The organism is Microbulbifer sp. ABH2_005, assembly GCF_056160005.1.
In genome coordinates this window covers 1-212 of record NZ_JBSWWI010000018.1, presented here as the reverse complement: position 1 = coordinate 212, position 212 = coordinate 1, and the positions used below count along the sequence as shown (strand labels likewise).

1 protein-coding gene is annotated in these 212 nt (G+C 46.2%); it reads left to right on the top strand.

What is annotated here, in order from left to right; genetic code table 11:
• The coding region (locus ACXAFI_RS20055) for a hypothetical protein (protein ID WP_475110179.1) at positions 1-212 on the top strand (212 nt) is incomplete at both ends.

Here is a 212-nt window from a genome sequence, read left to right as displayed (position 1 = left end):
TCGCTTATACAGTAAAAGATGCCAACAAAGTTTTCGCCAAATCAATCACCTTCTCCGGTGTTGATCGTATTGAGGATGATGGCTCTAGCGGCGCAGCCACCTCTGAAGTCAGTGACCAACAATGGCAGTTAGTATCCGCTGATAATGAAGTTGAGCACTCAGGCATTACCTTTGCAGGAATGCATAGTCTGACGGGTGGTAATAACACCCTT